This is a genomic window from Erwinia mallotivora, assembly GCF_000590885.1.
GTDB lineage: Bacteria > Pseudomonadota > Gammaproteobacteria > Enterobacterales > Enterobacteriaceae > Erwinia > Erwinia mallotivora.
Genome location: NZ_JFHN01000056.1, coordinates 1 through 16,950, shown reverse-complemented (window position 1 = coordinate 16,950; position 16,950 = coordinate 1). Strand labels below are relative to the sequence as shown.

At 46.7% G+C, this 16,950-nt stretch carries 20 protein-coding genes, 3 tRNA genes and 4 pseudogenes; 8 read left to right on the top strand and 19 right to left on the bottom strand.

Features of this window, described 5'->3' with window-relative positions:
• Window positions 1-14 precede the first annotated feature (14 nt).
• The 5 genes from BG55_RS14840 to BG55_RS14825 all read right to left on the bottom strand — a co-directional run bounded on the left by BG55_RS14840 (window position 15) and on the right by BG55_RS14825 (window position 3,074).
• Entirely contained in the window at window positions 15-809 is a 795-nt protein-coding gene (locus tag BG55_RS14840; RefSeq protein WP_034939034.1) for a lysophospholipid acyltransferase family protein, read from the bottom strand.
• Entirely contained in the window at window positions 802-1,530 is a 729-nt protein-coding gene (locus BG55_RS14835) for a beta-ketoacyl synthase chain length factor (RefSeq protein WP_034939031.1), read from the bottom strand. Before BG55_RS14835 ends, BG55_RS14840 begins: the two co-directional genes overlap by 8 nt.
• Window positions 1,531-1,742: 212 nt before the next feature.
• Window positions 1,743-2,129, bottom strand: a complete 387-nt coding sequence (locus tag BG55_RS14830; RefSeq protein ID WP_034939029.1) for a hypothetical protein — start codon at window positions 2,127-2,129, stop codon at window positions 1,743-1,745.
• Window positions 2,130-2,148: 19 nt separating this feature from the next.
• Window positions 2,149-2,319 carry a hypothetical protein gene (locus BG55_RS22875; protein WP_160170862.1) on the bottom strand — a complete coding sequence of 57 codons (171 nt, stop codon included), beginning with the start codon at window positions 2,317-2,319 and terminating at the stop codon, window positions 2,149-2,151.
• Between the two features lie 113 nt (window positions 2,320-2,432).
• Window positions 2,433-3,074 (bottom strand): hypothetical protein, encoded by a 642-nt coding sequence (locus BG55_RS14825; protein ID WP_152542792.1) that lies wholly within the window; start codon window positions 3,072-3,074, stop codon window positions 2,433-2,435.
• Between the two features lie 299 nt (window positions 3,075-3,373).
• On the opposite strand from BG55_RS14825, the gene BG55_RS14820 reads away from it, so the two are divergent.
• Window positions 3,374-4,228: an SPFH domain-containing protein gene (locus BG55_RS14820; RefSeq protein WP_034939025.1), complete on the top strand. Its 855-nt coding sequence runs from the start codon at window positions 3,374-3,376 to the stop codon at window positions 4,226-4,228.
• A 213-nt stretch (window positions 4,229-4,441) separates the two neighbouring features.
• Here the strand turns inward: BG55_RS14820 and BG55_RS14815 are convergent, their stop codons facing one another.
• The 3 genes and pseudogenes from BG55_RS14815 to BG55_RS23455 form a co-directional block, all read right to left on the bottom strand.
• Window positions 4,442-4,849, bottom strand: coding sequence for a lysozyme inhibitor LprI family protein (locus BG55_RS14815; RefSeq protein ID WP_034939024.1), 408 nt, complete (start codon window positions 4,847-4,849; stop codon window positions 4,442-4,444).
• A gap of 131 nt (window positions 4,850-4,980) precedes the next feature.
• The gene (locus BG55_RS14810; RefSeq protein ID WP_052018874.1) at window positions 4,981-5,451 is read right to left on the bottom strand and encodes a DUF8812 domain-containing protein; all 471 of its coding nucleotides are present in this window, start codon (window positions 5,449-5,451) and stop codon (window positions 4,981-4,983) included.
• 151 nt (window positions 5,452-5,602) lie between these two features.
• A pseudogene (locus BG55_RS23455) lies at window positions 5,603-5,710 on the bottom strand (type II toxin-antitoxin system death-on-curing family toxin); the annotation flags it as partial.
• A gap of 264 nt (window positions 5,711-5,974) precedes the next feature.
• Between BG55_RS23455 and BG55_RS14805 the strand changes: the two are divergent.
• Both BG55_RS14805 and BG55_RS14800 read left to right on the top strand, forming a co-directional pair.
• Window positions 5,975-6,508 (top strand): DUF2778 domain-containing protein, encoded by a 534-nt coding sequence (locus tag BG55_RS14805; protein WP_034939023.1) that lies wholly within the window; start codon window positions 5,975-5,977, stop codon window positions 6,506-6,508.
• Window positions 6,505-6,720, top strand: coding sequence for a hypothetical protein (locus BG55_RS14800; protein ID WP_034939021.1), 216 nt, complete (start codon window positions 6,505-6,507; stop codon window positions 6,718-6,720). Before BG55_RS14805 ends, BG55_RS14800 begins: the two co-directional genes overlap by 4 nt.
• A 439-nt stretch (window positions 6,721-7,159) precedes the next feature.
• Here the strand turns inward: BG55_RS14800 and BG55_RS23530 are convergent, their stop codons facing one another.
• Window positions 7,160-7,282: a hypothetical protein gene (locus BG55_RS23530; RefSeq protein ID WP_420889621.1), complete on the bottom strand. Its 123-nt coding sequence runs from the start codon at window positions 7,280-7,282 to the stop codon at window positions 7,160-7,162.
• Between the two features lie 70 nt (window positions 7,283-7,352).
• Between BG55_RS23530 and BG55_RS14790 the strand changes: the two genes are divergently transcribed.
• A complete protein-coding gene (locus BG55_RS14790) occupies window positions 7,353-7,781 on the top strand; it encodes a DUF3828 domain-containing protein (protein WP_034939018.1) in 429 nt (142 codons plus the stop codon).
• Between the two features lie 122 nt (window positions 7,782-7,903).
• Here the strand turns inward: BG55_RS14790 and tnpA are convergent.
• A pseudogene (tnpA, locus tag BG55_RS14785) lies at window positions 7,904-8,362 on the bottom strand (IS200/IS605 family transposase).
• Window positions 8,363-8,561: 199 nt separating this feature from the next.
• Between tnpA and BG55_RS21960 the strand changes: the two are divergent.
• Window positions 8,562-9,515 (top strand): annotated as a pseudogene (locus tag BG55_RS21960) (phage integrase central domain-containing protein).
• Between the two features lie 101 nt (window positions 9,516-9,616).
• Here BG55_RS21960 and BG55_RS14770 read toward each other — a convergent pair.
• From BG55_RS14770 to uvrY, 6 genes are all read right to left on the bottom strand, one after another.
• Window positions 9,617-9,703 (bottom strand) — tRNA-Leu (locus BG55_RS14770).
• A gap of 11 nt (window positions 9,704-9,714) precedes the next feature.
• Window positions 9,715-9,788 (bottom strand) — tRNA-Cys (locus tag BG55_RS14765).
• A gap of 38 nt (window positions 9,789-9,826) precedes the next feature.
• A tRNA-Gly gene (locus BG55_RS14760) sits at window positions 9,827-9,902 on the bottom strand.
• A gap of 152 nt (window positions 9,903-10,054) precedes the next feature.
• Complete coding sequence (gene pgsA, locus BG55_RS14755; RefSeq protein ID WP_034939012.1) at window positions 10,055-10,603, bottom strand: CDP-diacylglycerol--glycerol-3-phosphate 3-phosphatidyltransferase; 549 nt, start codon at window positions 10,601-10,603, stop codon at window positions 10,055-10,057.
• A gap of 71 nt (window positions 10,604-10,674) precedes the next feature.
• Entirely contained in the window at window positions 10,675-12,507 is a 1,833-nt protein-coding gene (uvrC, locus tag BG55_RS14750) for an excinuclease ABC subunit UvrC (protein ID WP_034939009.1), read from the bottom strand.
• Complete coding sequence (gene uvrY / locus BG55_RS14745; protein ID WP_034939007.1) at window positions 12,500-13,159, bottom strand: UvrY/SirA/GacA family response regulator transcription factor; 660 nt, start codon at window positions 13,157-13,159, stop codon at window positions 12,500-12,502. Before uvrY ends, uvrC begins: the two co-directional genes overlap by 8 nt.
• A 218-nt stretch (window positions 13,160-13,377) precedes the next feature.
• Between uvrY and BG55_RS14740 the strand changes: the two genes are divergently transcribed.
• Together BG55_RS14740 and BG55_RS14735 are read left to right on the top strand one after the other, a co-directional pair.
• Window positions 13,378-13,596, top strand: coding sequence for a DUF2594 family protein (locus tag BG55_RS14740; RefSeq protein ID WP_034939005.1), 219 nt, complete (start codon window positions 13,378-13,380; stop codon window positions 13,594-13,596).
• A 71-nt stretch (window positions 13,597-13,667) separates the two neighbouring features.
• Window positions 13,668-14,006 carry a GlpM family protein gene (locus BG55_RS14735; RefSeq protein ID WP_034939004.1) on the top strand — a complete coding sequence of 113 codons (339 nt, stop codon included), beginning with the start codon at window positions 13,668-13,670 and terminating at the stop codon, window positions 14,004-14,006.
• On the opposite strand, the gene BG55_RS14730 is transcribed toward BG55_RS14735, so the two are convergent.
• Together BG55_RS14730 and sdiA are read right to left on the bottom strand one after the other, a co-directional pair.
• Window positions 14,003-14,632: an acyl-homoserine-lactone synthase gene (locus BG55_RS14730; RefSeq protein WP_034939001.1), complete on the bottom strand. Its 630-nt coding sequence runs from the start codon at window positions 14,630-14,632 to the stop codon at window positions 14,003-14,005. The two genes, BG55_RS14735 and BG55_RS14730, sit on opposite strands and share 4 nt — an antisense overlap.
• A gap of 127 nt (window positions 14,633-14,759) precedes the next feature.
• Window positions 14,760-15,482 carry an autoinducer binding domain-containing protein gene (gene sdiA, locus BG55_RS14725; RefSeq protein ID WP_034938999.1) on the bottom strand — a complete coding sequence of 241 codons (723 nt, stop codon included), beginning with the start codon at window positions 15,480-15,482 and terminating at the stop codon, window positions 14,760-14,762.
• Between the two features lie 649 nt (window positions 15,483-16,131).
• Between sdiA and BG55_RS14720 the strand changes: the two genes are divergently transcribed.
• Complete coding sequence (locus tag BG55_RS14720) at window positions 16,132-16,797, top strand: DUF4396 domain-containing protein (protein ID WP_034938996.1); 666 nt, start codon at window positions 16,132-16,134, stop codon at window positions 16,795-16,797.
• Between the two features lie 19 nt (window positions 16,798-16,816).
• Here the strand turns inward: BG55_RS14720 and BG55_RS22620 are convergent.
• Window positions 16,817-16,950 (bottom strand): annotated as a pseudogene (locus BG55_RS22620) (IS630 family transposase); the annotation flags it as partial.

Below are 16,950 nucleotides of genomic sequence, written 5' to 3'. Positions count from 1 at the left end.
CTGATTCCGAATAATTATTGTGGTGTTAATGTTTGCTGTAAAAATTGGGTCAGATGCCGGGCGGCCAGCGGCTGTGCATCTTCATGCCCGGCCAGAAATTGCTGGCTGTCGATCCGTTCGCCCACCCTGACGGTGAACAGCGGTTTTTCCGGCGGTGCCTGATACCATCGACTCTGTTTGTCCAGCATTCTCTGGCTGCAACTGATACGCACGATACGTAAATCACAGCCGCAACGCACGGCAATATTCGCCGCCCCACGCTGTAGTCTGAGTGGTTCGCCATAGCGTGTGCGGGTGCCTTCAGGAAAAAGAATAATGGCATCACCGTTATCCAGGCGCTGCTGGCAGTCGGGCAACAGGGTTTCTGCCTGACTGTTGACCAGATAGTTGGCGGCTCGTATCACCCCACAGATAAAGACATTACGCTGTAAATCCGCCTTAACCAGGCAGTCCGCGTCCGGCATGACCGAGGCCAGCATGACGTAGTCGATCAGGGAAGGATGATTCGCTACTACCAGGCAGCGGCGGTCGCTTCTGAGCAGTTCGGCTCCTTCGATACGGTAGTCCAGTACGCCTGTTGCCCGGGTGGTGCGCAGAAAAAAACGGAAGCTGAACGAAATACTGCGGCGGGCCAGTTGCCTGCGACGCTGTATATCACGCTGAAAAATCAGTAACAAATTGAACCACACCAGCGACAGCATTAAGCCACCCACGCCGAACAGCGTAAAACAGAAACCTGTCATCATAATGCGCCACAGCCGGTTTAACGCAGATGCGACTGAAGACCGGCGTTCAGGAGATTCAGCCATGCTGACACTCCCACTGCCAGTGAAAGCGATCGCCGGTCACCACAAATGACCGTTCTCGTCGTAACCAGGCATGTAAAAAAAGCAGGCTTTGCGGCAAAACGTCTGAGGTTTGATCTTCTGACGGAATGGCCTGGCAGCGGCAGTCTGTTCCCTGGCGCAGCAACAATGCCACCGCATAAGGACTGTGCAACGCGCCTTCAGGCAGATAGTGCTGATAAAATGGCGGGATTGCGCCGTCAAAGTCCACCAGCAATACCTGTTGATATCCCGCAGAGTGCAGAGTGGCCACTTCAAGCAGCCCCTGCTGAAAGGAATCCGCCCCGGCAGCAAGAGAAGTACTGACCAGTGGCAAGGCCGCAGCGATGGTCAGGCTGCCAACGGCGGCATTGTGTACCGACATGGCAAAGTCAGTCGGAGACAGGCTCTCCTCCTTTGCCAGTGAGGTTAAAATGCGCAAATTACGCTCCAGCTCTCCGTGACGGCTGGTAAAGACCACGGCATCCACTGGCTGACGTTTTATCAGGGCCAGACCGCATTCTACTGCGGCGCGACTGCCGCTGGAGAGCCGGCGTGCGGTCATCATGGGCAGATGTTGTGCTTTAGCCAGCGGCAAAGTTTCGTCAATGGCGGGAGACTTCGTGGCCCACTGTTGCCAGTCAGCCAGTCCGGCAAGGCCAGGAGCACTTGCCTGCCAGTCACAGAGTGAAAAAGCTAATTTCATACTTCAAATCTTCTCTGGGCAATCTGGTATTCATACTGCACGGGCAATTCGCACAGCATAACGTCCGCCCAACCCGGTTAGCACTCGGATTTGACCGTATTTGCGAGCGGCCACCCAATGTTGAAGCGTTAGCGTTAATCAGATTGTCGGCCTGCAGAGCCGTATCTTTACTTCCGGTTGCTGATAAAATTTTCCGCCTGACGGCTCTGCGCTTAATTGCCGGTCTGCGCAGACAAATAAAAGCGGATATCGTGGTCCAGATTGTTTACCCAGCGGTTATAACTGCGATGGATCTGGCCTTTATCAGCGCGCAGGTTGTCACTTCCTACATAATCAATACTGTAGTGACCTTTGCCATAAGTCACACGGATATCAGCCTGATGACCGCGTTGCGCCAGTTGACCGGTAATGACTCCCGGCCCTGCCACTCGCATCATCCACTGACGTGACATACCGGCCTGCAAAATAGCATTTTTGATTTGTTCGCTACTGTACTGGCTGGAAACTGTCTGATTGATATTGCGAACCGGCTCAGTGCGGGCGCAGCCCGTTAATGTCAGCACAGCAGCCAGTAAGGCCCAGGCAGGTTTATTGTTCATTCGAATCCTGTAAATGACGTTAGGGATTTTCAGGCGGAGGGTTTCCGCATTGTTCAGCTGAAAAAAACTCTGATACCGGCGTATACTTTTCAGGCGGCGGCATATTAGCACTCGTTGCTAAAGAAAGAGAAGCAGAAACTGAGAAAGGAAAAGCGACCAGCAAGGCGTGTTCCAACGCGGTGATATTCACAACAACACCGGCAAAATATGACAGCTTTGTTTTTTTCTGGCAACCCTGTCGTGCTCACCGGCAGGAGAAAATCCCGCCAGTAATTAAGGATTGTTGATCGGCGCCGCCTGAAATCAGTCAGTGTTGCGCCTGCTTTTTCTGTCATCATTATCGCCGACGAGGAACATGTTTTTTTTATATTGTTTCTGACTGTTATCCACAATTCTTTTAACTTTTTTCACTGTAAAGCTTTTAACAGGCTCGTTTATGGGCAGCTTATATTTTCTGGCAATAATCGAATAGTCAAAATCTGGCTGATACTCTGTCTGATATTTAATGTATGTTTTAACCACCAATATCCCCTCAGAGGCCAGGGTAACATTATCAATATCTCCTTTCATACTGTACTGAACTTTATAACCTGCCTTACTGGTAATAATGCTTTTTTTTAACGCTTCACCAATTAACGCCTCGTAATCCCATGGATTTATTCCTGTTAGCGACATGAGTATCATCTCCTGTCCGGATTTCTGACTGGTGGTAAGAATAACGTCGAGCATTTTATTTTCAGCATAGATGGTTCCAAGGTTAACGTGTCCCGATGACGTCGCTATGACCTGACCTTTTGCCAGACTCCCGGCGGGTTGCAATATCAATCCCTGTTCAATCAGGGCAGCAAAGATCAATGCAACGCCAATAATCATCGCTGAGAAGGGAATAGCATACACGTTGAATTTTCCTGCCTTACTTCCTTTCATGGATAAATACTCCTTCAAGTTTTCTGTAACCAGCGATTGATTCTGCTTCTGATCTGAATAACGCCTGCTACCATTACGCTGAATTTCGGCAACTGTTTCATCATCAATCAGCCATTTTTTGCACTATCCGGAAATCTCAGAAACAACACAGACGGTAATATCACATGCAATAAAGTGAGATTTACGCAAAAAATACACACCTCTCTTCTTTCCTGCATTACAATCCAGTTCACCACGATATTGATTACGATGCCAGCAGCAAAACAATGAAGTAAACACCAAAAGCTGAACCGACAGCGATATGAAAAGGAGCTTTCATGTTGGAACGAAACAAAAAAAGAATTATCATTCCAGGTATATTATTTATTACTCTGGTCCTGGTTCTCAGCGGATGCTTCACCATCAGCGAGGGCGAAAGGGGTGTGCTGTTACGATATGGAAAAATCATCAGGGTGACAGATCCGGGACTTGGCTTCAAAATCCCCCTGATTGAAAAAGTCCATAAAATTTCTATTCAGAAGCAGGCAATGTTATTTGAAAACATTCAATCCTACAGCCGGGATCAGCAGCCTGCCACCCTCTCTGTCTCCGTCAATTTTCATATCCCCTCATCAGAAGTGAGAAATCTTTATACCTCCTATTTAACCGTTGAAAGCCTTAAGGAGCGTCTGATTGCGCGAAAAATACCTGCACAGGTTGAAATCATTTTTGGACAGCATACGGCGCTGAGTGCGGTTCAGCATCGGCAAATGCTCATTCAGGACGTGCAGAATGCGTTGAAAAATAATATCACCGGCCCGGTAATAATCGACAGCGTCCAGATTGAAGGGATCAATTTCTCCGCAGACTATGAAAATTCAATAGAAGATCGGATGAAAGCCGAAGTGGCTATTGCCACCCATAAACAAAATCTTGAAACAGCCAGAATTGAAGCGCAAATTGCAGTAACTCAGGCACAGGCGCTGGCGGACAGTCAGCTGGTTTCAGCAAAGGCCGAAGCAGAGTCAATCAAATTAAAAGGGGCGGCCGAAGCTGAGGCTATCCGGCTCAGGGCCGAAGCACTGCAAAATAATTCCCAGTTGACAGCGCTTACCGCCGCTGAGCGCTGGGATGGAAAATTGCCTGCAACGATGCTCCCGGACAGCAGTGTTCCCTTTATTGCAGTGAAATAATTTACGCACCTGCTTAATTTTCATTCAGGACAAAAGACACCCTAACCAGAAATAGCCATAATCAGTTAACAGATGTGACCGAACGTCGATTTAATGATGATGTTCTTGTTCCTGCCCGGGTATTTACAGGACATACGCGCGCGTACGCGACGAAATGACGAGGATTTGTCAGTTTTTCCCTGTCATCTGAAGCGTCAGAATCTTAAAGTAAGTTTAAAATTTATTTTCTCTGTAATATTTTATTCTTTCATCATAATGTTTTATCAGGCAGGAATTGTATTTATCGTTGAAGCCATAAGAATCTTCTTCATATATTGAAGCTTCCGCACGACACTCCTTCTCATTATAGATGTCCCAGTTTTTTCTGGCCTCTCTTACCAGATTTGCAATAACCACCTTATCATAAGGCCGTTCTTCTTTGGTGGTAATGGTTCCGAGATAAACTTTATATTCCTTTGTGTAGGCTTCTTTTTTACTTTCAGCCAGATCAAACATACACGCGGAAACTTCGACCGTGTGCGAAAAACCCATACAGGGAAGATTATTATCTTTCGCACTGGCCCATGTACCCGATACAAACATTGCAAAGAGAAATGTTACCATTAAATGATATTTTTTCATTTCATATTTTCCTGTATGAATTTAATACGCCCCCTGGCCCACTTCATCCCTGAAAAGAGTTGGGTCATTTTTTATTAATGTGATGATATCATTCTTATTTCCCCTCCCAAAAACAGCAACCATTTCCTGCCTTAATACCCCTGATATTTCATATCAACAAATACCTCTTGAAGCGTCCCGTGCAGTTTATTCCATAAAACCGAATTCTGTTTTTTATATTTATAATAAAACCGGATGGAATCTTTTACATACCTGGCACAGACTTTTTCGAACAGCCTCAGCTGTTGATGTTCGGTTAATTCAATCGTAGAACCTGTGTTATTTTTTACGAAATCGCTGGCCGCGCAATGACTTTTATAAGCGCCTCCGGCTATTTTTTTCGCTTGACCCAGAGGGATACCTACATAGGTTAAATCAGCAATGATTTCTCCGGCAGATCTGTGCTTCATGTCATAACCACGTCCAAAGGTAACACCCTGGCCATATGCATTACATTTCGATGCCACGCCGGGCCAGTGCAACTTTCTTGAGTAATAACGACTGCAAGCCAGGTTATTTCCTTCAGCCCTGAAGGTCAGTAGTCCTTCTTTTGGTTCCAGCATAATAAAACTCCTTCCCTGTTAATTTCCGCCCATCAATGGTGTGGGAAACAGAGTAGCAACTGGCATATTTTCCCACAACCGGGTCAGACAGAATTAAGACGCCTGCCCGAGATGTGCTGCCTTTTATCCCCTGCGGTACTGGCCCACCTTAATAAAGCTGATCCTGAACACGATATATAATTGCCTCTGCCCTGCTCGGTTCGGCCATCCCCTGTACTCCCGGGAGTGCTGCAAGCAGACGATAATAAAACGCGATCACCTAAAAGTGAAAAAGAGAAGCTAAACAGGCTGCTTGAGGAAATGTTTGAAGAGGCCGATATGAGGCTGGTCAATGAGGTTTGATAAACAGTCCTAAGCCCGGAAATCCGGGCAACTGATTTCCCCACCTATCCTGTATCTGTACACCCATCCAGACTGTTTAAATCACCATAACTCACTAATGTTAAGGCCAGGTTATGATCGATTTATCAGCGTGAACTGACAGTAAGTTATGGTTTGAATGACTTTCAACAGGAGCGCAGAAGTGCAAATTTGCCAAATGGATTATGGAAAGCTCTCAAAGGAAGGTAAAAGCCTGAAACTGGAATGCTATGGGGTCGGTTCCTATGACGTTTTGTCAGGTATTGACCGGTTCATCAATCAGCCCAACTGCTCTGACATTGAGAAAGCGGCTATTCCACCGGGCACATACTGGATTGTTGACAGGCCAACAGGTAGCTTACTTAATCAGATCCGCTCTGAGGCGATTGACATGTACCATCTCTATAAAAATCACCATTCAGAATGGTTTGGCCTGTACAGTGCCCAGACAATGAGCGATCACGTTTTCGTTAACGGGGCTCGACGTGGAAGTTTCAGACTTCACCCGCTCAATACAGATGGGTCTGGTGTGTCATGGGGCTGTATCACTTTTTATCGATCTTCTGAATTCCAGATACTCAGAAGATCATTACTCAATCGCAAAAAGGTTCGCGTGCCTGGCAGTAATGGTCTTATGGCTTATGGTCGGATTGATGTGCGTGGTGTTCCTGACTTTTCTAAATGTACTGCAAGATGAAAATTATCATTTTTCTTATCGTATTCGTTGCCGCAATGGTTCTGGTTCCAGATAGTCTCATAGGTGGTTTCGTTGATCACAACATCACTATTAGCGGTGACGGCGAAGAAGCTATGAACAGTTTTGAATTCACTGTCATCCTTATCAAGGTTGCTTTGTCTGTATTGCTTGCGTTCACAGCATCGTGGATTTATAGCAAACGGAAACAGTGATTTAGTGGCCGGATGAGACGTTCGGGTGATGGACACACGATACTTTGACTTGATAAGGATAAAAAATGTCAGAGGAACAGATTTTGCTTAAAGCGATCTACCAGGGTTCTTTACCTGTTGGTGACACGATGCTTGACTGTGCTGTTCTTGAAGATGGTACAAGGGTTTCGTCAGCAACATCAATACTCAATGCCTTCGGACGCTCCAGATAAGGAATGAATGGAAGGCTGGAAATTGATGGGACTACCCCCCTTTTCTTGCCGCAAAGAACTTAGAAACCTCGATTACTCATGATGTTATAGACCGGACAAAGTTAATAATTTATATCGACGGTTCGAAAAAAAACAAGGTTATGCAGCCACCCTTCTTCCTAAAATGTGCCAAATATATTTAGATGCAAGAAGGAAAGACTTGTTACTTCAGAGCCAGGAAAAACCAGCTATTCAAGGTGTCCGGCGAACCGAAGGAGGGAGACATTGCTGTTATTCAGGCGATCCCCGGTCATCCATACGGCCACGCCTGCATCTACGACGGTCGCCAGTGGATCAGCGATTTTATTCAACGCACGATGTACCCGGGTCAGAGTTACAGAAATCTGCACCCCTCTTACGCTGTTTACAGGCACAACTAATATGAAAAAAATTATCCTCACATTATTGCTGCTGTCACCGCTGGTCGTCTCAGCTGGCGAACTTTCTCAGCAGGAAGCCGCAGCCCTTGTGTTTAATAAGTGGTATATGGGGCAGCTGCTGAAAGATAAATCGCCTCTGACTGATTATAAAACGCTGGGTGAGTACGTTACCAGCGACACAATCAAAGCATTGAAGGAGCTTAATTCCGGAGACAGCAACGACAAAGATATGCCTGATGCGGATATGTTCATTAAGGCGCAGGATTACGACAACGACTGGAAAGAAATCAGCGTGATCTCTTCAGATTTTGATGCAGCCTGCACAAATGTTTACATTGCCTTCGGGAAAAATAAAAATCATGTTGTAGCGGACTGCATGGTTCAGAACGCAGGAAAATGGAAAGTCAGATCTGTGACCCTGATTAAGTAATACTCTTAGCCAGAATAAATATCCTCCGGCATAGCCGGAGGTTTTTCATATGCGCCTCTAAAGCTCTGTTACCAGCAGCGCCCTGACAGGCGCATACGATCTGACATTTGCATCCAACTTCCTTACTTACGGCCCGTAAACGGGCTACCTGGATACGGGATTGATAACTGCTCTCCCAATTTATCCTGTTCCAACTGGTGCTTTATGTACTCCCGGATTTTCGATGTATTTTTACCCACCGTATCTACATAATACCCACGGCACCAGAACTCACGGTTTCTGTATTTAAATTTCAAATCGCCAAACTGCTCATAGAGCATCAGGCTACTTTTACCTTTCAGATATCCCATGAAACCCGACACGCTCAGCTTCGGCGGGATCTCCAGAAGCATATGGATGTGATTAGCACAACATTCGGCTTCCAGGATATTCACGTTTTTCCACTCACACAGCTTTCTTAAAATAGTACCAATTGCCCTGCGTTTTTCACCTCAGAACACCTGCCTCCGGTACTCCGGGGCAAAAACCAAGTGATATTTACAGTTCCATCGGGTGTGCGCTAAGCTCTTTTCGTCCCCCATTGGGACCCCCTTTTGATTTCTTGTTAGACCTTTGCAGTTGCCAGACCGCAAGGTGTTTTAACAAATCAAAAGGGGTTTTTATAACTGGCCCAAAGCTGAAAGCTTTACTGAACCCCCAGCCTGGCTGGGGCTTTTCAATGCACAAAAAAATTTAGGGGCTGTGGATAGTTTTGAGCCTGATTTTGGAGCATTGGATTAAATGGCACGTACACGTAAGAGCAGGGATGATGCGTGGATTCCACCACGAACCTATCGTGGCAGGCCTGCATATGAGTTTAACCCGAAAAATGGTGGGACCATTTGCCTGTGTGGCCCTGAATCTACCCCTGCTCAAGTATAGTCAGCATATGAAGCGTTGATTAATGACCGTGAAGACGAAAGCCTCTTTGAAGGGCTAACAGAAAGATTTTTTAAATCTGCTGACTTTTTCGAGTTGTCACCAGAAACAAGAAAAGATTACCTGAAATATGCTAAAAAATTTCTTTCTGTCTTTGCAAAGATGCCGCCTGACAGTATTAAGCCTGAACATGTCCGTAAATACATGGATAAACGAGGTTTAAAGAGTCGCACTCAGGCCAACAGGGAAAAAGCTTTTATGTCCCGCGTTTTTCGATGGGGGTATGAGCGGGGGTTAGTGAAAGAAAATCCTACAAAGGTATTAAACAATTTAAAGTAGTGGCGAGAGACCGATATATAACAAATGCTGAGTATCAGGTGCTCTACAGCGTCTCACCACATGTTGGATATGAAAAAAAGCCAGATAATGCCTGAAGGAATAATGATAAAACAGAGCAAAACAAGCGTTGCTCAGATCAAGGGGTGGACTCCTCGCCTTGAAGGCGTGATCCAGGACGCTAATTCCCTCCCTCTCAAAAAAGGAATGAGCGGCGTTTTTATAATACATCAGGATAGCGGTGCAAAATATACAAGGGATGGTTTTAACAGTCGGTAGATGAAAGCCAGGCTGGAAGCAAAAAAAACATTTCCTGAACCGGATTTTAATTTCACTTTTCACGATTTGAAGGCAAAAGGAATCTCTGATTTGAGCGGCAATCTGTACGATAAGCAGGTTATATCAGGTCATAAAAACGTTGAGCAGACCGCTCGTTATGACAGAAAAATAGCCATCGTCCCTGTCGTTGGTGGGCAGTAGAGGGAAATAATATTCTGAAAAGGCAATCTGAAGACAAAAAAACCGCCTTGCGGCGGTATCACATTGCTTTCTAAGTGCTTGTTTTTATATATTTTAATCGGTGGTGCCCGGGGCGGGACTTGAACCCGCACAGCCATAAAGCCGAGGGATTTTAAATCCCTTGTGTCTACCGATTTCACCACCCGGGCAGGGTGTAAAGTGGAGGCGCGTCCCGGAGTCGAACCGAGGTTCACGGATTTGCAATCCGCTGCATGGCCACTCTGCCAACGCGCCATAATCTTTTATCATCAACATTAGCTAATGATGGAATCTGGAGCGGGAAACGAGACTCGAACTCGCGACCCCGACCTTGGCAAGGTCGTGCTCTACCAACTGAGCTATTCCCGCATTTACTTATCAACTTCTCAGAAGACGCTGATTTTATTTATCTTCTGGCAATCAGCTTGCTTTCGATGCGTTGCATTCTACTGACCTGGAGAAATGAGTCAACACAATTATCCTCACTATCCATCTGTTTGCTGCTTTTTAAATCGCATCGATCAGCGTTCAAACAGATCGCCACGTGCCGCGCTCAAATACTGAAACATTGACCAGAATGTCAGCACTGCCGCAATGTACAGAGCAATCACACCAATGCCTTCAACAGTACTGTCAGGTCGCCACAGCAGCGCAAATAAGGCCAGCATCTGCGCCGTTGTCTTCACTTTACCAATCCATGACACGGCCACACTGCTACGTTTGCCAATTTCTGCCATCCACTCGCGCAGAGCAGAGATAATAATCTCTCTCGCGATCATCGTTGCGGCAGGCAGGGTTATCCACCATGAATGAAAATATTCGGCAACCAGCACCAGTGCCATCGCCACCATGACCTTGTCAGCCACCGGATCGAGGAACGCACCAAAACGGGTGGTCTGTTTCCATCGACGGGCAAGGTAACCGTCAAACCAGTCAGTGATCGCTGCGAAAATAAAAATCAACGCACAAACCAGTGGAGCCCATTGAAACGGCAGATAGAAGGCTAGCACAAAGAACGGGATCAGGACGACACGAAACAGAGTCAGTAACGTCGGAATGTTAAAATGCATAATTACGCTAACTATCTGGGCAGAGTAGAATTTGTCCCTATGTTCCTACAATGGCGGCAGGGTTGCAATGCCTAGTGTTTCAGCGAATAAAAGATTTTCTCCGCCAGAAGACGCGAGATTCCCGGAACTTTCGCTATTTCATCGATGGTCGCATTCATCAGCGGTTGCAGGCCCCCCATGTACTTGAGCAGCATCTGTCGACGTTTAGGACCAATTCCCTCAATGGTTTCCAGCGCACTGGTGTTCTTCACTTTTGCCCGCTTGTTGCGATGTCCTGTAATTGCATGATTGTGAGAGTCATCACGAATATGCTGTATTACATGTAAGGCTGGCGAATCAGGCGGCAGTGAAAACCCTTCACCTTCAGGTTCGAAAAAGAGCGTTTCCAATCCGGCCTTACGATCGGTACCTTTGGCCACGCCCAGCAAAATGGGCCGATCTTTATCCCAGTTCACATCAAGATCGGCAAAAACATTTTTCGCCTGCGCCAGTTGCCCCTTACCGCCATCAATCAGGATCACATCAGGGATCTTAGTCTCAATCAGTTCTTTGCCGTAACGCCGGCGCAAAACCTGATTCATCGCCGCGTAGTCATCACCCGGTGTGATGCCGCTAATGTTGTAGCGACGATATTCTGACCGCAGCGGACCGTTATTGTCGAACACGACGCAGGAGGCCACCGTCTGCTCCCCCATGGTATGGCTTATGTCGAAGCACTCCATGCGGTTTATCGCCGGTAAATCCAGTAATTCTGCCAGCGCCTGTAATCGTTGATGGATTGTCGACTGTTGAGACAAACGACTGCTAAGCGCCGTGCTGGCGTTGGTGCGTGCCAGTTTCATGTAGCGCGCCCGGTCACCACGGGGTTTACTCTGAATAGTCACCCGACGTCCTGCCATTTCACTGAGCGATTCAGCCAGCAGCTCTTTTTCAGGCAGTGTGAAATCAAGAAGAATATCACCGGGCAACGTGCGAACCTGACTTCCCTGCAAATAAAATTGCCCGACAAAAGTCTGTACCACTTCGGCCAGTTCGGTTCCGCCCGGCACCTTAGGAAAATAGCTGCGGCTGCCCAATACTTTCCCCTGACGGATAAACAAAACATGCAGACAGGCAATGCCCGAATCAAAAGCCACGCCCATAACGTCCAGATCGTCGCCATTATTGGAGACAAATTGTTTTTCAGTAACGCGCCTGACTGCCTGAATTTGATCGCGTAACCGGGCTGCTTCCTCAAATTTTAGTGCCAGGCTGGCCGCTTCCATCCGACTCACCAGCTGGTTCAGAACCTGGTCATCCTTGCCAGAAAGAAACAGGCGAACATATTCAATCTGCTGTGCATACTCTTCTTCACTGACCAGACCCGCAACGCAGGGGCCAAGACAGCGACCAATCTGATATTGCAGACAGGGGCGAGAGCGATTGCGATAGACGCTGTTTTCACACTGGCGTACCGGAAAAATTTTCTGCAATAAAGACAATGTTTCCCGCACCGCATAGCCATTCGGAAATGGGCCGAAATACTCACCTTTCGCATGTTTTGCACCGCGATGGCTGGCAAGACGAGGATGTTTGTCGGCACTGAGAAAAATGAATGGATACGACTTATCATCGCGCAGCAGCACGTTATAACGAGGCTGGTACAGCTTGATATAGTTATGTTCAAGCAGCAACGCCTCGGTCTCGGTATGGGTTACTGTAACGTCAATCTGATGGATACCTGCCACCAGCGCTTCGGTTTTACGACTTCCGTGATTACCACGGAAATAGCTCGAAAGGCGCTTTTTAAGATCTTTTGCTTTACCGACATAGATGACCGTACCGCCAGCATCATACATACGATAGACGCCGGGCTGGCTGGTCACCGACTTGAGAAAGGATTTGGCATCAAAAACGTCATTCACTACTGGTTAACGACTCCGCGTTGAACAGGCCATGACGGATGGCCAGATGAGTTAATTCAACGTCGCCGCTGATGTTAAGTTTACTAAACATTCTGTAACGATAACTGTTGACCGTTTTGGGACTAAGACTGAGTTGCTCAGAAATTTCCGCGACTTTTTGTCCCCTGGTGATCATCAGCATAATTTGTAGTTCACGTTCTGACAAACTGTCAAAAGGCGAATCAGTTTTTTGCGGTTCAATCTGGCTGAGTGCCATTTGTTGTGCAATATCTGAAGCTATATAGCGCTGTCCGGCATTAACCTGGCGGATAGCATTCACCACTTCCTGTGGCGCAGCACCTTTACTCAGATAGCCAGCGGCTCCCGCCTGCATTACACGTGCCGGCAGAGGATTTTCAGTGTGGATAGTCAGCATGATGATTTTGATATCCGGGTTATATCGCACGATCTTGCGGGTTGCTTCAAGACCGCCAATACCCGGCATATTCATATCCATCAATACCACATTAACAGGGTTAGACCGGCACCATTTCACCGCGTCTTCGCCGCAGTTAGCTTCACCGACAACCTGAAAACCTTTGATATCTTCCAGTATCCTGCGGATACCTGCACGCACCAGTTCATGGTCATCAACAAGAAGAACGCTTATCAAACAGGTCTCTCCAAAAGGGTAATACCAGCGACGTTGATGATGGTATTTGAATCAGCGATCTTACCTCTTTTTCACTACTGTTAGAACTGAAAAAAACGCCATTATTCCGGAACAGACCACAGACGAGTTCCTGTCCATGGCCCCATACCACAGGACAATTTGTGATATACTTGCTGCCAAAAACATTTGCGTCTGAACAGTCAAAAAGAGGGGAATACATGGGTGACACTGATTTTTCTACCAGCAAAGAGGCTCTGGCTCAGGAGATGGCCTGCATGAAGGCGCTGGTAACATTTATGCTTAAAGGAATGGGACAGGCAGACGCCGGTAAAGTCATTATTAACATGGAAAAATATATTGCTCAGTTAACCGACCGCCAACAGGCAGATGTGTTTACCCACACCATCGGGCAGATAAAACAAGCCTATCGCCAGTAATTTCTCTCCGCCCATTGCTTTTCGTAAGCGGTTATCACAATCTCAGGTTTTTAACTGATGCTGAAGAAACAATGGGCTTATTATTTAAAGCTGTGCTGGGCGCACTGGTGGTGATCGCTATCGCTATCCTGTCCAAAACCCGCAACTACTACATCGCAGGACTCCTTCCCCTTTTTCCGACATTTGCCCTTATCGCACACTATATTGTCGCCAGTGAGCGAGGTATTGAGGCGCTACGAACCACCATCCTCTTTGGCATGTGGGCCATTATTCCCTACTTTTTCTATCTGCTTTCGCTATGGCTGTTTGTGGGCATGATGAAACTGCCGCTGGCGCTGTGCAGCGCCGTGGCTTGCTGGGGGCTTGCTGCATGGGTACTGATCGCTTTGTGGACTAAATGGCACGGTTAACGCCCTCGCCCTTGCCAGTTAAAAGACACGCCCAACGAGGGCAGGACCTCTTCAGGACTGAAACGCCGTGCGCCCCGAAAACGCGTTGCCAGATGTGGCTGATGTGTCGGTATTTTTACCGCAAACAAATTTTCTTCGGACTGAATGATGCCAGCTGTTAATGGCTGGTACTCCACCAGATGTTGAGCAAACATCTGCTCCAGCATTGGCGTGGCGGCGCTGTACAAAAAATCGATGCCAGACTGTTCTGCCAGTTGAACACAGTGCCACAGAATAGTAAGCGGTAGCTCTGGGTCAACATCCAGACGCGCTGAAAAACGTGACATTTCCCACACGCGTCGTGACGCGCCACCGGGCAGTTTGCTTTTAACATCACTGGCGTTCGCTGCTGTTGGATCTTCCCAGGGCATCAGCCGGGCACAGCCGCAAATGCCCTGTTGTGCATGCCAGGCAATCAGCCAGACGACTTCAGAGCGATCGAATCGGTCATATTCCTGCCCTGGGGTATTTAAACGAGGCGGCACAGGCCATCCTTCACCGCGGGCGAAAACACTGTAGCGATAGCTACCCAATTCTGCCAATAAGGAGGATGGCATGTCCTTAAATTTAGTTTGGATAATTTTCATTATTATTGATTCCCGCTCGCATTCCTTCTCCTGCCACTCCTGTAGCGCATTCAGGGCTGTTACCCAGGCGCAGGGTAGACAACCGGCTGTCAATCTGAAACTACTAAATCTGGTAGTTGTCACTCAGCTAAATCAAACCGATGGCGGCAGCATAAGAGGCCACCTGAGTTTTGTTAGATGCATTGAATCTTTTTTGCATATTTTTCTGGTGAAAATTTACCGTATGTTCCGAAATGGAGAGGATTAACGAAATCTCTGCTGACGTTTTGCCTTCAGCGGTCCATCTGAGGATCTCGATTTCTCGCTGACTCATTTCCACATCGCTCACCGACATCGACGTGTCTTTCACACGTTGAAGCGCTTCCAGAATCAGGTCCGTAAGATACTGTAATTTAAGATAGCTTTCCTGGGTAAATACCATATCATCAAAAGACTTTTCGGACGCCATAGATAATACGCCGATGGCCCGATTTTTCACCATCCTTGAACAGGAAAATCCAGAACGTACCCCATGTTCTTTCGCCGCTTCAAAAACCTGTAACCCTTCCCTGACAACCGCATCATTCCAGACCAGAAGCGTCCCTGGGATTTGGCAGTATTTGATAATCGGATCGATCTCCGCAAAGTTTTGTTTCTGCCATGTTTTCACCCATTTTTCCGGATAATTGCTGTAGATAAATATTCGTGGCCGGGTAAAGGGAACCGGATGGCGGATATACAAGGCATAAAAATCAAATCCCAGTCGGTGGGTCTGTTGTTCCGTCAGCAGGATGATGTCTTCAGCCTCTCTGGCAGAATGAAAAGCCGATTGCACTTCATTTCGCCAACTGAAATAAGTTTCAACGGTCATTCCAGCCTCGCAACAACAATAAAGAAGAGTTATTCACTGCATCAACACTTATCCTTAATAAGGAAATAAAGGTGCAGCGCCGGTAAAAGGCTCCTGGCGGCACGGACATCATTAACAAAAATTTCTGTACATCCTTATCATTAATCCTTCACCAGCAGCAGAATTCCCGGAATCAATAACGGCTGAAATTATCACTGGCGGCCAAATGTATTAGCGCTGAGCAAGGTGATAATAATCATTAAATTTGCACACAGAGATGTGTATTTCAGGATAGGATTTCTCTTATAAATATTCAATATACCTGAGCCACTCTTTTGTTAAGTAATTTACTAAGAAATCCTCGAAGATTTGTTGTATCCAGAGAATATCGATAAAAAAACATCATCGTATAAAAAATAAAACATTAATTTATATATATTTATTTTATGATTAATCAAATTTGACTTAAATTCATTCCATTAGTAAGCATGCATTAAATAAATTTAACACTTAATTTTACTATGGTTTATCTGTGATTCTGCCCGTTGAAGAGACTGATTTATCAAGGCTGGAAGTTTTTTCATGCTGATACATAATCTAACTGACTGAATCAATGATACAAATAAGTTAACTGATCCATTTGCTTGCCTACCATGCTAAGGAATGAGTGATGTCAGACAGACTGGCGATGCTGTTCATTTCACTGGGTATCTTCACCTCGTTGATGATCGTTAAAGACCTGGTTCGCGCCCCTCAACCCTTGCGAATTATGAACCTGGTATGGCCAGTTACCGGACTTTACATGCCTTTTGTGGGCTGGCTGGCATGGTGGTATTTTGGCCGTAATAACCGCCCGGCGACGCCCCGATTGCGGCAACACAGGGTTGAATCGCCGGATCTGAAACAGCTCTTTTTTGCGACCAGCCATGGCGCCGCAGGTTGTGTATTAGGCGATGTCCTTGCCGTGCCGCTGCTTCCCTTGCTAAGCCATCAACCTTTCCACTCTGTGGTAGTCACTCATGCAATCCTTTCACTCATACTGTCACTTTTTTTTGGCGTAATATTGCAATATCTGGCGTTAAAACAGATTGTTGGGATGGCTTTTTTTCGGACCCTCTGGCAGGCGATCAAAAGCGATATTTTCTCTCTGATGGTTTATCAGGCTGGCATGTTTTTGTATATGACGCTGGCGTTTCACTTTATTTTACAGAATCAACTTGAGCCGCTAACGATGAATTTCTGGTTTATGATGCAGCTGGCGTTGTTAACCGGATTCGTCTTTGCCTGGCCGGCGAATAAGTTTTTATTACAACGTGGGATTAAAATTTCTTTCTAAATAGGTGCGCCTAATACCGCTACACTTTTGCCTGCCCATGTTTCGCCCCGGGGAATGGACTGACGGTTTCCATAAAATGGCTAACCTTCCTCAGCAGTTGCCACATTGTCCGGCACCGATGATTCCGGGTTATTGTGTCGTGCAGTGCCTGCC

Bases quoted from the DNA above. Each gene is read 5' to 3' on its own strand.
- BG55_RS14740 (WP_034939005.1), top strand. From the start codon at position 13,378: ATGGGTGACACTGATTTTTCTACCAGCAAAGAGGCTCTGGCTCAGGAG.
- BG55_RS14815 (WP_034939024.1), bottom strand. From the start codon at position 4,849: ATGAAAAAATATCATTTAATGGTAACATTTCTCTTTGCAATGTTTGTA.
- BG55_RS14800 (WP_034939021.1), top strand. From the start codon at position 6,505: ATGAAAATTATCATTTTTCTTATCGTATTCGTTGCCGCAATGGTTCTG.
- BG55_RS14720 (WP_034938996.1), top strand. From the start codon at position 16,132: ATGTCAGACAGACTGGCGATGCTGTTCATTTCACTGGGTATCTTCACC.
- BG55_RS14840 (WP_034939034.1), bottom strand. From the start codon at position 809: ATGGCTGAATCTCCTGAACGCCGGTCTTCAGTCGCATCTGCGTTAAAC.
- BG55_RS14730 (WP_034939001.1), bottom strand. From the start codon at position 14,632: ATGAAAATTATCCAAACTAAATTTAAGGACATGCCATCCTCCTTATTG.
- sdiA (WP_034938999.1), bottom strand. From the start codon at position 15,482: ATGACCGTTGAAACTTATTTCAGTTGGCGAAATGAAGTGCAATCGGCT.
- BG55_RS14735 (WP_034939004.1), top strand. From the start codon at position 13,668: ATGGGCTTATTATTTAAAGCTGTGCTGGGCGCACTGGTGGTGATCGCT.
- BG55_RS14820 (WP_034939025.1), top strand. From the start codon at position 3,374: ATGTTGGAACGAAACAAAAAAAGAATTATCATTCCAGGTATATTATTT.
- BG55_RS14810 (WP_052018874.1), bottom strand. From the start codon at position 5,451: ATGCTGGAACCAAAAGAAGGACTACTGACCTTCAGGGCTGAAGGAAAT.
- pgsA (WP_034939012.1), bottom strand. From the start codon at position 10,603: ATGCATTTTAACATTCCGACGTTACTGACTCTGTTTCGTGTCGTCCTG.
- BG55_RS14830 (WP_034939029.1), bottom strand. From the start codon at position 2,129: ATGAACAATAAACCTGCCTGGGCCTTACTGGCTGCTGTGCTGACATTA.
- BG55_RS14790 (WP_034939018.1), top strand. From the start codon at position 7,353: ATGAAAAAAATTATCCTCACATTATTGCTGCTGTCACCGCTGGTCGTC.
- BG55_RS14835 (WP_034939031.1), bottom strand. From the start codon at position 1,530: ATGAAATTAGCTTTTTCACTCTGTGACTGGCAGGCAAGTGCTCCTGGC.